Genomic DNA, 12,598 nt, shown 5'->3' on the forward strand with positions numbered 1-12,598 from the left:
TGCAGAAGGATCCCACGCTGGTGGCGGCCGTTCTTTTGCGCGACCATACCCGGCACCGCGACGACGCCACCGTCGTCGTGATCCGCCAAAAGGAATAACCGATGAACAGCACCGTCGTTGACGACCGTGAAGATGCGCTGGCCCGAAGCCGGCGCGAGGTCGATGAACTGCGCGCGGAGCTCGAGGAGACCAACCGCGGTGTGGTGGCGCTGTACGCCGAGCTTGATGCGCAGGCCGAACAGCTGAAGAAGGCCACCGAGCTCAAGAGCCGCTTCCTGGCCTACATGAGCCACGAGTTCCGCACGCCCATCAGCGCCATCCGCAGCATTGCGCGCCTGCTGAGCGACCGCGTGGACGGCCCGCTCACGCCCGAGCAGGAAAAGCAGGTCGGCTTCGTCAACACCACCGCCACCGAGCTGGCCGAGATGGTCGACGATCTGCTCGACCTGGCCAAGATCGAGGCCGGCCGGGTCGACATCTCGCCGGCCTGGTTCGAGATGGTCGACCTGTTTTCCGCCCTGCGCGGCATGTTCCGCCCGGTCCTGCACAACCCCGACACCGCGCTGATCTTCGAGGAGCCCGAGGGGCTGCCCCGGCTGTACACCGACGACCGCAAGCTCTCGCAGATCTTGCGCAACTTCATCTCCAACGCGCTCAAGTTCACGCCGCACGGCGAGGTGCGGGTGACCGCGGCGCGCGTGGGCGAGGACACGGTGAAGTTTTCGGTGTCCGACACCGGCATCGGGATTGCGCCCGAGCACCACGCGGCCGTGTTCGACGATTTCTCGCAGGTCGACTCGCCGGTGCAGAAGCGCCTGCGCGGCACCGGCCTGGGCCTGTCACTGTGCCGGCAGCTGGCGGTGCTGCTGGGCGGGCATGTGGAGGTGGCGAGCGAGCTGGGCAAGGGCTCGGTGTTCTCGGTGACGCTGCAGATGCAGGGCCAGGGCCCGTCCGAAGGGCGATGACCATGTCGCTCGAACCGCTCATCAACACATCGATCGACCGTTCTCGCCACACCGTGCTGGTGGTGGACGACAACCCCACCACGCGCTACGCCACCACGCGCGTGATTCGCGCTGCGGGCTTCGAAACGCGCGAGGCCGGCACCGGCGGCGAGGCGCTGGTGCTCGCGTCGCAGCACATCTCGGCCGTGGTGCTCGACGTGCACCTGCCCGACTTCAGCGGCTTCGAGGTGTGCCGGGAGCTGCGCATCAAGCCTTCGACCGCCACGCTGCCCGTGGTGCACCTGTCGGCCACCTTCGTGCGCAACGAGGACAAGGTGGCCGGCCTGAACGCCGGCGCCGACGCATACCTGGTGCACCCGGTGGAGCCGCCGGTGCTCATCGCCACGCTGCAGGCGCTGATTCGCGCGCGCATGGCCGAGGAAAAGCAGCGCAACAGCGAAGCGCGCTTTCGCGCCATTTACGACCAGGCGCCCACCGGCATGGCGCTGATCGACGCCGAGGGCCGCTTCGCCGACGTGAACCCCGCCATGGTCGCCATGCTGGGCCAGTCGCGCGACGCCCTCATCGGCCAGCCGGTGAGCGCCTTCGCGCCCGAGGAGTGGATGGCTTTCGTGAAGGCGCACACGGCGGGCGACCTGGGCACGGGCGGGGCTGCTTCCGCAACGCCGTCCGCATCGGGCCAGGGCAGCGCGCCGAGCGCACCCTGGAAGGGCGAGTTCCCGCTGCTGCGCCAGGACGGCTCGTGGATCCGGCTCGAATGGACCATGTCCGCGCAGATCGAGCCCGGCCTGCGCGTGGGCATCGCGCTGGACGTGTCCGAGCGCTTCGAGCTCGAGGGGCGCCGGCGCGAGGTGCTCGAGCGCGAACAGGCCGCGCGCGCCGCCGCCGAGCGCCTGAGCCGCACCAAGGACGACTTTGTCGCCGTGCTCTCGCACGAGCTGCGCAATCCGCTCAACGCCATCGGCGGCTGGGTGCATGTGCTGAAGGTGGGCAACCGCACGCCCGAGCAGATGGAAAAGGGCCTGAGCGCCATCGACCGCAGCGTGAAGGCGCAGACGCGGCTCATCGCCGACATCCTGGACGTGTCGCGCATCAGCTCCGGCAAGCTGCGCCTGCACCAGGAATGGATCGAGCCGCGCGGGCTGGTCAGCTCGGCCATCGAGGCGCTGGCCGCGCCGGCCACCGCCAAGCAGCTGACCATGGTGTTCGACCAGGCACCGGCCGACCCGCCGGGCTGGCTGGACGCCACGCGCTTCCAGCAGATCGTGTGGAACCTGCTGTCGAACGCCATCAAGTTTTCCGACGTGGGCGGGCGCATCATCATCGAGCTGCAGCGCGAGGGCGACCTGCTGCACCTGTCGGTGCGCGACTTCGGCCGCGGCATCAGCCCCGACTTTCTTCAACACCTGTTCGACCGCTTCTCGCAGAGCGATTCGCCGGACAACCGCTTCCACGGCGGCCTGGGGCTGGGGCTGTCGATCGTGAAAAACCTGGCCGAGCTGCACGGCGGTAGCGTGTCGGCGCACAGCGAGGGCGAAGGCCAGGGCGCCGTGCTGCAGGTGGTGCTGAGCGTGGTGCCCTCGGGCGACGCGCCCATCCTGCTCGTCGACACGCCCAGCCTCGACACCCGGCCGACCGGCTCCCCGGGCCCCACCGACCGCATGCTCGCCGGCCTGGACGTGCTGGTGGTGGAAGACAACGCCGACGCGAGCGAGATCATGACCGTGGTGCTGGCCGACGCCGGCGCCACCGTGCGCTTGGGCGTGGACTTCGACAGCGCGCTGCAGCTGTTCGAGCAGAAGTGGCCCGACGTGCTCATCAGCGACATCGGCCTGCCGGGTCGCGACGGCTACGACCTGATCCGCGAAGTGCGCCAGCGCGAGCGCACCTTGAGCAAGCCGCGGCTGTTTTCCGTAGCGCACACCGCCTTCACCCGGCCGCAGGACCATGCCAAGGCAACCGAGGCGGGATTCGACGCTCATCTGGGCAAGCCGCTGCAGCCGCACGCGCTGCTGACGCTGATATGCGGGCGTCCAGCGGGCCTGCTGCGCTAGGCGGCGTGCCGCCGCCCCCGCCCGGCGCGCGGCCCACGGCGCGTGACGGGCAGGGGAAGGATTTGTAGCCGCTGTCTGACGGACAGCGACGGCGCAAAAGCGCACGCTGGGCCTTTTCATCCACGGACGAGAAGGATCTGCCATGTCCGCACATGACATCAAGGACCCCGGCCTGCACTTGGCGAAAGCGGTGCAAGCGGCACACGCGCAGGAGCCGTTGCCGCCGCCGCACAAGCTCCATCGCCGCCTGGCCCGCTTCAACGCCCTGCGGCTGGCGCCAGCGCAGCCCTCGCTGAGCTGGCAGGGCGACCTCGCGCGCGAGCACGCGCACCGCCTGCTGGAAGGCCGCTTCCTCGAAGACATGCGCGACGGCGTGCGGGCCGCGGCCTGCGTCTCGGCCGGCAACGCGGGGCACTTCGTGCACTGGTTCGAAGCGCTCGCGCACGGCGGCCCCGGCCAGCGGCATCCGCTGTTCGACTGGCTCGCACAGGAGGCCACGCTGGCGCAGATGCGCTGGTTCCTCACGCAGGAGGCCGCGGGCGAGGCCGGCTTCGAAGATCTGCTGGCCTACACCCAGGTCAAGCTGCCGCCGCAGCCCAAGCTGGAGTGCGCGCGCAACTTCTGGGACGAGATGGGGCACGGCAAGCAAAGCGCCATGCACGGCCAAATGCTGGCGCACATGGTGCGCGAGCTGGACCTGCGTCCGAACATCGAGACCACCGTGTGGGAGTCGCTCGCGCTGTCGAACACCATGGTCGGGCTGGCGACCACGCGCCGCTACGCGTACCACGCCATCGGCGCGCTGGGCGTCATCGAGCTCACGGCCCCGGGGCGCGTGAAGCAGGTGGCCGCCGGCATGCGCCGCCTGGGGCTCAGCGGGCGTGCGCGGGCCTACTTCGACCTGCACGGCGCGCTCGATGTGTCGCATGCGCGCGCCTGGCTGCGCGAGGTGATCCACCCGCTGGTCGACGAGGACCCGGCCTGCGGCCAGTTCATCGCCGAGGGCGCGCTGATGCGCCTCGAATGCGGCGCGCGCTGCTTCGAGCGCTACACCGAAGAACTGCATGCCTTGAATGCCCCGGAGCCGGTCGCATGCTGACCCACGCCGCCGCCGTGCTGCGCCAGGTGGGCGCCAGCGGCTACCGCTTCACCACCGTGACGCCGCTCACGCACCAGCGCGTGCTCGCGCGGCGCGGGCGCGAGCCGGGGGCCACGCTGCGCGACGTGTTCGGCTGGAACCTCTCGTTCGAGGCCGGCGCGCTGCCGCCCGCGCTGCTGGCCGACATGGAACACGCGGGCCTGGTGCGGCGCACCGGCACGCTGCTGCGCAGCAACGTGCGCATCGCCAGCCTGGGCGACGACCTGTTCTTTCACTCGGCATTTCCGACGGTGGAAGAAAACGCCGTGTTCTTCGGGCCCGACACCAGCCGCTTCGCGCGCTTCGTGCTGCATGCGCTCACGCAGCGCCGGGCGCAGGCGCGTGCCCGCGTGCTGGACGTGGGCTGCGGCAGCGGCGCGGGCGGCATCGCGGTGGCGCGCGCGCTGGCCGCCACGGGCACGCCGGCGAGCGTGGTCATGAACGACATCAACCCGCTCGCGCTGCAGTACGCGGCGGTCAACGCCGAAGTGGCGGGCGTGCCGGTGACGCTGGCGCAGGGCGACGCGCTGTCGGCGGTAGAGGGCGAGTTCGACCTCATCGTGTCCAACCCGCCCTACCTGGACGACGCCGCGCAGCGCGCCTACCGCCACGGCGGCACGCGCCTGGGCCGGGCGCTGAGCGCGCGCATCGCGGTCGAGTCGCTCAAGCGGCTGGCGCCGGGCGGGCAGCTGCTGCTGTACACCGGCGTGGCCATGGTCGACGGTGACGACCCCTTCCTGGCCGAGCTGCGCCCGGTGCTCGAAGCCTCGGGCTGCGAGTGGTCGTATGCGGAGATCGACCCCGACGTTTTCGGCGAAGAGCTGGAGCGGCCGGTGTATGCGCACATCGACCGCATCGCGGCGGTGGGGCTGGTGGCGACGCGCACGCAGACGCAGGAGCCGGGCTGATGGTCGCCAGGCTGGACCTCGACCTGGCCCCTGACCCTGGCCTGGACCTGGACGGCGTCCCCGACACCGGCAGGCTCGCCGAGGTGCGCGCCTGCAGCCTGCTCGAGCGCATGCCCAAGTGGCTCATCTGCGTGCCGCTGGTGGTGCAGTGGCTGTGGCTGTCCGCGCGCTACGGTGGGCCCACAGTGGCGTCGGCCGCCAATCCGCACCTGACCGCGGGCGGGCTCGTGGGCGAAGGCAAGCTGGAGTACTTCCGCGGCATGGGGCCGCTGGCGCGCTCGCTCACCGCGGATTACTGCGCCGTAGTCAACGATGGCCCGCCCGGCGAAGCCTCGCTGGCCCGCGCGACGCAGGCGATGGCGCAGTCAGGACTCGCGTTTCCCGTGGTCGCGAAGCCCGACCTGGGCCTGTGCGGCTACGGCGTGCGCCTGCTGCAAGACGCGGCTGCGCTGCGGGCCTACCTGGCCGGCTTTCCGCGCGGCGAGACGGTGGTGCTGCAACGCTACCTGCCTCAGGAGGGCGAGGCCGGCATCTTCTACGCGCGCGACCCGGTCACCGGCGAAGGCCGCGTCATCGGCCTGGCGCTGCGCTACTTTCCGCGCGTGACGGGCGACGGCCGCAGCACCGTGGCGCAGTTGGTGGCCGCCGACGTGCGCGCGCGGCGCATCGCGCGCTCGCCGCGCCACCAGTGCAGCGTGCCGCCCGACAGCGTGCCCGCGGCCGGGCAGCAGGTGCGCCTGGCCACCATCGGCTCCACGCGGGTGGGAGGCCTGTACCGCGACGGCGCGGCGCTCATCACGCCGGAGCTGGTGCGCGCGGTCGACGCGGTGGCGCGCGACATGCCCGACTTTCGCTTCGGCCGCTTCGACGTGCGCTTCGACAGCCTGCGCGCGCTGGGCGCGGGGCGCGGCTTCACCATCATGGAAGTGAACGGCGCGGGCTCCGAGGCCATCGAGGCCTGGGACCCCGACACCGGCGTGCTGCAGGGCTTTCGCATGGTGTTCGCCAAGCAGCGGCTGCTGTTTCGCATCGGCGCGGCGCAGCGCAAGGCCGGCGTACGGCCCATCGGCCTGCTCGCACTCGCGCGGCTCAACCGGCGGCAGAACCGCCTGGTCGGCCGCTACCCGCCCTCCAACTGAGCCGACCCGACCGCATGCACAACGACAGACCCGCTCCCCTGCTCGAAACCCGCTGGGCCGATTGCGAAGAAGACGTGCGTGACGCGCAGCGTCTGCGCTACCGCGTGTTCGCCGAAGAAATGGGCGCGCACCTGGCGCCGCCCGAAGGCACGCCGCCGGGGCTGGACGCCGACCGCTTCGACCCCTTTTGCGACCATCTGCTGGTGCGCGCGGTGGACCCCGCGAACGGCCCCGGCCCGCTCATCGGCACCTACCGCGTGCTGACGCCCGAGGCCGCCTCGCGCGCCGGCGGCTACTACACCGACACCGAGTTCGACCTGGCACCGCTGGCGCCGCTGCGCGGCCGCGCGCTGGAGCTGGGGCGCTCGTGCGTGGACGCCCAGTGGCGCTCGGGCAGCGTCATCATGGCGCTGTGGTCCGCGCTGGGGCAGTACATGGTCGAGCACCGGCTGGACACCATGATCGGTTGTGCCAGCATCGGCCTGGGCGATCAGGGCCTGGAGGCCGCACGGCTGTGGCACCGACTGTGCCGCACCCACCTGGTGGAGCAGCGCTGGCGCGTGGCGCCCCTCGTGGCCTTGCCGCTGTACAGCGCAAGCGATGCCGATGGCGACGCCGACAGCGACATGGCCCCGCCCGCGCCGCCGCCCCTCATCAAGGGCTACCTGCGCTGCGGCGCGCGGCTGCTGGGCCCGCCCGCGCTCGACGTCGCCTTCAACACCGCCGACCTGCCCATGATGCTGCGCGTGGACGACGTGTCGCCGCGCTACCGGCAGCACTTCTTCGGCGTGGACGCATGACGGTGCCGGCTGTGGTGACGCCTGCGATCACGCCGGCAGTGGCGCCCGTGGTGGCCGGCGCCCGTTCACGCCGCGCGCTGCGCTCGGTGGTGGCAGCGCAGTTCTTCAGCTCGCTGGGCGACAACGCCTTGCTGATCGTGGCCATCGGCCTGCTCATGCAGCGCCATGCGCCGGGCTGGATGACGCCGGCGCTGCGGCTGTTCTTCTACCTCTCGTACGTGCTGCTGGCCGCCTTCGCGGGCGCGGTGGCCGACGCCGCGCCCAAAGGCCGCGTGCTGATGGCCTCCAACCTCGTGAAGCTGGGCGGCTGCGCGCTGCTGGTGTGGCATGTGCAGCCGCTGGTGGCGTACGCGCTGGTGGGGCTCGGTGCGGCCGCCTATTCGCCGGCTAAGTATGGCATCCTGCCGGAGCTGCTGCCGCAGGACGAACTGGTCAAGGCCAACGGCTGGGTCGAGGCGAGCACGGTGGTGTCCATCCTGTTCGGCGTGGCGCTGGGCGGCGCGCTGGTGAACAAGGGCCACGCGCTGCCGGCCATCGGCGCGGTGTACCTGCTGGCGGCCCTGTGCACGCTCGCCATTCCGCACAGCCCCGCGCGCAACCGCAAGGCGCTGGCGCACCCGGGCGAGCTGCTGCGCGATTTCCGGCGCTCGCTGGGGCTGCTGTGGGGCGATGCCGACGCGCGCATTTCGCTGGCCGTGACCAGCCTCTTCTGGGCCGCGTCGGCCACGCTGCAGTTCCTGGTGCTGCGCTGGGGCGCCGAGCAGCTCGGGCTCACGCTGGCGCAGGGCGCGCTGCTGCAGATTGCGGTGGCCGTCGGCATGGTGATGGGCGCCATGGGCGCGGCACGTTGGTTTCCGCTGGAGCGCGCCAAGCGCGCACTGCCGCTGGGCGTGGCGCTGGGCGCGGTGGTGATGGGCATGACGCTGGTCACGCAGACCGCGGTGGCAGTCGCGATGCTGGTGGGCATCGGCGCGCTGGCCGGGCTGCTGCTGGTGCCGATGAACGCGCTGCTGCAAAGCCGCGGGCTGCTGCGCATGCACCCGGGCCAGTCGATCGCGGTGCAGAACGCCAATGAGAGCACGGCCTCGCTGGCCATGCTCGGCGTGTACGGCGCGCTGCTGTGGTTCGACGCGCCGCTGCTGCCCACGCTGGCGGGCTTCGGCGGCTTCTTGGTGCTGGCGATGGGCACGATCTTTCTGTGGTCGCGCCGGCTCGGCGCGCGCGACACGAGGGCGGCGAAGAAGGTGCAGGCGCCTTGAGGCGCCGCTGCACGCGCCACTCCGCCACTCCGCCACTCCGCTAATCCACTCCTAAGCTACTCCGCCCAGCGAAACCGCGCCGTGAAGTTGCGCAGCAGCTCGGGCTCATAGGTGAAGTCCAGCCCCCGCATCGCCTGCGCGCGCCGGGCCACCGCGGCGAGCGCGTCCGCCACATAATCCATATGGTCGTTGGTGTAGACCCGCCGTGGAATCGTCAGCCGCATCGACTCGAGCGGCGCCTTTTCCTGCACGCCGGTGAGCGGATCGCGCCCCAGCAGCAGCGAGCCGATCTCCACGGCCCGCACGCCCGACTCGATGTACAGCTCGCACGCCAGTGCATGCGCGGGAAACTGCTCGCAGGGAATGTGCGGCAGCAGGGCCGCTGCGTCCACGAACACCGCGTGGCCGCCAGTGGGGTACTGGATGGGAATGCCCTCGGCGCGCAGCCGCTCGCCCAGGTAGGCGACCTGCCCGATGCGGTAGTTCAGGTAGTCGGGGTCCATCGCTTCTTCAAGGCCGACGGCCAGCGCCTCCAGGTCTCGGCCCGCCAGGCCGCCGTAGGTGATGAAGCCTTCGCTGACCACGCACCGCTCCTGCACGGCGCGGAACAGTTCTTCGTCGTCGCGAAAGGCGCAGAAGCCGCCGATGTTGACCAGCCCGTCTTTCTTCGACGACATGACCGCGATGTCGCCGCAGGACATCATCTTGCGCACGATCTCCGGAATGCTGTGCTGCGCGTACGCCGGTTCACGTTCGCGGATGAACCAGGCGTTTTCCGCGAAGCGGGTCGCGTCGATCACCACCGGAATGCCGGCGCGCCGCGCCATGTCGGAAGCCGCCCGCAGGTTGCCCAGCGCAACCGGCTGGCCGCCGGTGGTGTTGCAGGTGACCGTGGCGACGATGGCCGCGACATTGGACGCGCCCTCGGTCTCGATGAGCCGCGCAAGCTCGGCCAGGTCGAAGTTGCCCTTCCAGTCGTGGTACTGCCGGGTGTCGAGCGCCTCCTTGTTGAGCGCGTTGAGGGCGCGCGCGCCGGCCAGCTCGATGTGCACCTTGGTGGTGTCGAAGTGAAAGTTCGACAGGAACACCGGCTGCTTCGCGCCGCGCCGCTTGACGAGCTCGGGGTAGAGCATCTGCTCCGCGCCGCGCCCCTGGTGGGCAGGCACGAGGTGCGGGTAGCCGAACACCTTGTCGATGGTCGCGACGAGCCGATAGTAGCTCCGGCTGCCGGCATAGGCCTCGTCGGCGGCCATCATGGCGCTCCACTGCCGGTCGCTCATGGCGCCGCTGCCGCTGTCGGTCAGCAGGTCGATGTACACGTCGTCGCTGCGCAGCAGGAAGGGGTTGAGCCCCGCCTGCTGCAGCGCCTGCTCGCGGTGCTCGCGCGTCGTCATCGCGATGCGCTCGATGGTCTTGATGCGGAACGGCTCCGGTATGCGTTTCATAAGGTTTCCATGGCCGGGGGTACGGCCGTGCAGCAGGCAGGTTGAAAGGGAAGGAAATTGCGTCGTTCGGCTGAACGACGTTTTTTCGTTGTGAAGGACAACCTGATTGTTCGATCTGCTGCTGGAAATGAGCTTCCATTTCTCTCGATTGCGCATTGAAAAAGGATGAACTCTTGTACGATACGCGCTTTTCAAGAGAACATATTGCACATGCTCAAGCTCGACCGGATCGACGTGCGCATTCTTGGCCTGCTGCAGGAGAACGGCCGAATGTCGAACCTCGAGCTGGCCGAGGCCATCGGCCTGTCGCCGGCGCAGTGCAGCCGGCGTCACCACCGCCTGGAAGAAGGCGGCGTCATCGCCCGGTACGAGGCGCGCCTTCGGCCCGCCGCGGTGGGCCTGCACGTGACGGCCTTCGTGCACATCGGCATGGAGCGGGGCCACATGCGCGACCTCAAGCTGTTTCGACAGACCCTGGCCGGGATGCCCGACGTGCTCGAGTGCCATTCGGTGACGGGGGACTTCGACTACGTGCTCAAGGTGATCGCGCGCGACCTCGAGGGGCTCAACGTGTTCCTCACCGAACGGCTGGTGGCGCTGCCGGGCGTCAACTTCGTCAGGTCGAGCGTGTGCCTGGAAGAAATCAAGCCGCGCTCGGGGCTGCCGCTGCCGGCGTAGCGCACCAGACCCGGCATGCGCCGGCGCGCCCTAGAACGTGTAGCGCGCGCTGACCCGCACCGTGCGCGGCTCCATCGGGTGCACATGACGGTCGTTCACGCCGCCGTTGCAGCTGCCGCCCGCCACCTCGCCCGCGGTGCACGAGGCGTAGTAGTACTCGATGTCGTTGCCCTTGCGCCCCGCCAGGTTGAACACGTCCAGCCCCAGCGTGAGCTGGCGGTTGACCGCGTAGCGCGCGCCGAAGTTCAGCAGCGTGGTGGCGCGCGAGCGCACGGTGTTCAGCGTGTCGAGCGCGCGCGGCCCCATGTAGCGCAGCCGCAGCGACGCGGTCAGCGGCCCTTCGATGTAGGTGATGCCTGCCGCCAGCACGCGCTCGATGGCGTTGTCCACGTAGTTGCCCTCGCCTTCGGGCGCCGCGCCCTTGAAGCGCGCGCGCGACAGCGCGGCGTCGACCTCCAGGCGCCAGGCGCGATCGAACTTCCAGCGCAGCGTGGCCTCCAGCCCGCGCCGCGAACTCGCGCGCCCCGGCTCGGTGGTGCCCGCGTCGCCCACGTAGACCAGCTCGGAGGCGAGGTTGAGCTTCCACAGCGCCACCGTGGCCGTGAGGTCTTCGTTCGGCTGAAAGCGCCAGCCGATTTCCGCGCCGCGGCCCTTCACCAGCGCCGGCACGCGCTCGGCCGCCTCGCCCGTCTTCGGGTCGGCGGTGATGGCGGCGCCGCGCACGTCGTTGCTGTGAAAACCCACGCCCGCGTTGAAGTAGAACTCGTGCGCCGGCGTGGGCGCGAAGGCCAGGCCGAACTTGGGGCTGACCTGCGCGTCGTGCCCCTTGCCGCTGTTGAGCGGGCCGTACACCGGCTCGCGGCCCTGCACGTTGTAGCGCAGCGCATCGCCGCGCACGCCCACGTAGCCGCGCCAGCGCTCGCTGAAGTTCACTAGCTGCTGGCCGTACACCGAGAACAGGTCCTGCGAGACCTTGTCGTTGCGCACCGTGGCCAGGCGCTGGCGCGCCTCGGTGTCGTACAGGCCGACCTCGCCGATGCGGTCGCCGCGCCACTGCGTGCCGAAGCTCAAGAGGCCGTCGAGCCCCGCGATCTTGTTGCCCACCGAATGCGAGCCCTGCGCGCCGAACACGCGGCGCCGGTCGGTCTGCTCGAACTGGTCGCCGTTGACCGGGTTGTTCAGGAAATAGGTGAAGTCGGAGAACAGGTCGAAGCGGTAGTCGATGGCGTAGGCGCTGAACTCGGTGTCGCCGTTCGGGCCCTTGTCGAACCACTTGCCCGACAGGCTGATGCGCTGCGTCTTGCCGCCGTCGGTCGGGTTCAGGCTGCCGAAGCGCGGCAGCGCGCCGCTGTCGATGAGCCGTTCGGGCACCTGGTCGGTCGAGGTCCAGCTGCTCTTGTAGGCCATGCCGGTGATGCTGAAGCCGCGCGAGGGCGAGCCCTGCGAGTAGCGCAGCACCGCGTTGGCCTTCTTCAGGTTCTCGGGCACGTTCCACGGACCGTTGTTGCCTTCGAGCTCGATGGCGCCCAGCCAGGTCTGGTCGGCCACCGTGCGCGAGCCCGCGGCCAGCAGGCGCTTGAAGTCGTGCGACCCCACCGTCACTTCGGCAAAGGGCGCCTCCAGCGCGCTGAAGTAGTCGAGCGAGGCGCTGCCGGCCAGCGAGAAGTCGCCGCTCTGCGCAAAGTAAGGCCCCTTGCGGTAGCGCACGCCCGACACCAGCTCGGGCATCAGGAAGTTCAGGTCGGCATAGCCCTGCCCGTGGCCATGCGTGGGCATGTTCACCGGCATGCCGTCCACCGTCACCGCGAAGTCGGTGCCGTGGTCGAGGTTGAAGCCGCGCAGGAAATACTGGTTGGCCTTGCCGTCGCCCGAGTGCTGCGTGGCGACCACGCCCGGCACCGCCTCCACGATGTCGCCCGGGCGCAGCTTGGGCCGCGACTGGTAAGACTCGCGCTCCACCGCGCCTTCGCTCGCGCTGTCGGCCGTGCCGATGGCCGTATCGCGCGGGCCGACGATCTGGATCTCAGGCAGGTGGTTCTGCTGGCTGGGTTGGGCGCAGGCAGCGGCGCTGCCGAAAAGCGCCCCCAGCAGCCAGGGCCGCGAGGCCGTGCGGGACGGAAGTTTCATGGGGCGGTTGTCTCCGGCGGATTGTTCTGATGATGCACGGGCAGGTACATCGGTTACGCACGGAAACGCCCACCGGATGCGGGCG

The 12,598-nt window shown here is 70.2% G+C and carries 10 protein-coding genes; 8 read left to right on the plus strand and 2 right to left on the minus strand.

All coding sequences use genetic code 11. The features are described from left to right. The first annotated feature begins 101 nt into the window (after positions 1 to 101). From QTI51_RS12585 to lplT, 7 genes are all read left to right on the plus strand, one after another. Positions 102 to 965 carry a sensor histidine kinase gene (locus QTI51_RS12585; RefSeq protein WP_286513788.1) on the plus strand — a complete coding sequence of 288 codons (864 nt, stop codon included), beginning with the start codon at positions 102 to 104 and terminating at the stop codon, positions 963 to 965. Then, on the plus strand, positions 962 to 3,019 hold the full coding sequence (locus tag QTI51_RS12590; RefSeq protein ID WP_286513790.1) for a hybrid sensor histidine kinase/response regulator: 2,058 nt from the start codon (positions 962 to 964) through the stop codon (positions 3,017 to 3,019). Before QTI51_RS12585 ends, QTI51_RS12590 begins: the two co-directional genes overlap by 4 nt. A gap of 142 nt (positions 3,020 to 3,161) precedes the next feature. After that, positions 3,162 to 4,118 (plus strand): iron-containing redox enzyme family protein, encoded by a 957-nt coding sequence (locus QTI51_RS12595; RefSeq protein ID WP_286513794.1) that lies wholly within the window; start codon positions 3,162 to 3,164, stop codon positions 4,116 to 4,118. Further along, complete coding sequence (locus QTI51_RS12600; RefSeq protein ID WP_286513797.1) at positions 4,112 to 5,065, plus strand: N5-glutamine methyltransferase family protein; 954 nt, start codon at positions 4,112 to 4,114, stop codon at positions 5,063 to 5,065. Before QTI51_RS12595 ends, QTI51_RS12600 begins: the two co-directional genes overlap by 7 nt. After that, a complete protein-coding gene (locus tag QTI51_RS12605; RefSeq protein WP_286513799.1) occupies positions 5,065 to 6,204 on the plus strand; it encodes a hypothetical protein in 1,140 nt (379 codons plus the stop codon). The genes QTI51_RS12600 and QTI51_RS12605 overlap by 1 nt, the downstream gene beginning before the upstream one ends. Positions 6,205 to 6,218: 14 nt before the next feature. Next, positions 6,219 to 7,004: a GNAT family N-acetyltransferase gene (locus QTI51_RS12610; RefSeq protein WP_286513801.1), complete on the plus strand. Its 786-nt coding sequence runs from the start codon at positions 6,219 to 6,221 to the stop codon at positions 7,002 to 7,004. Next, positions 7,001 to 8,263, plus strand: coding sequence for a lysophospholipid transporter LplT (lplT, locus tag QTI51_RS12615; protein WP_286513806.1), 1,263 nt, complete (start codon positions 7,001 to 7,003; stop codon positions 8,261 to 8,263). The genes QTI51_RS12610 and lplT overlap by 4 nt, the downstream gene beginning before the upstream one ends. 56 nt (positions 8,264 to 8,319) lie before the next feature. On the opposite strand, the gene QTI51_RS12620 is transcribed toward lplT, so the two are convergent. Then, the gene (locus QTI51_RS12620) at positions 8,320 to 9,708 is read right to left on the minus strand and encodes a tryptophanase (protein WP_286513809.1); all 1,389 of its coding nucleotides are present in this window, start codon (positions 9,706 to 9,708) and stop codon (positions 8,320 to 8,322) included. A 204-nt stretch (positions 9,709 to 9,912) separates the two neighbouring features. Between QTI51_RS12620 and QTI51_RS12625 the strand changes: the two genes are divergently transcribed. Continuing rightward, positions 9,913 to 10,386 carry an Lrp/AsnC family transcriptional regulator gene (locus tag QTI51_RS12625; RefSeq protein WP_116914092.1) on the plus strand — a complete coding sequence of 158 codons (474 nt, stop codon included), beginning with the start codon at positions 9,913 to 9,915 and terminating at the stop codon, positions 10,384 to 10,386. Between the two features lie 30 nt (positions 10,387 to 10,416). Here QTI51_RS12625 and QTI51_RS12630 read toward each other — a convergent pair whose 3' ends face one another. Then, positions 10,417 to 12,513, minus strand: coding sequence for a TonB-dependent receptor (locus tag QTI51_RS12630; protein ID WP_286513812.1), 2,097 nt, complete (start codon positions 12,511 to 12,513; stop codon positions 10,417 to 10,419). Positions 12,514 to 12,598: the final 85 nt, after the last annotated feature.

The sequence above is a fragment of the Variovorax sp. J22G73 genome (genome assembly GCF_030317035.1).
Taxonomy (GTDB): domain Bacteria; phylum Pseudomonadota; class Gammaproteobacteria; order Burkholderiales; family Burkholderiaceae_C; genus Variovorax.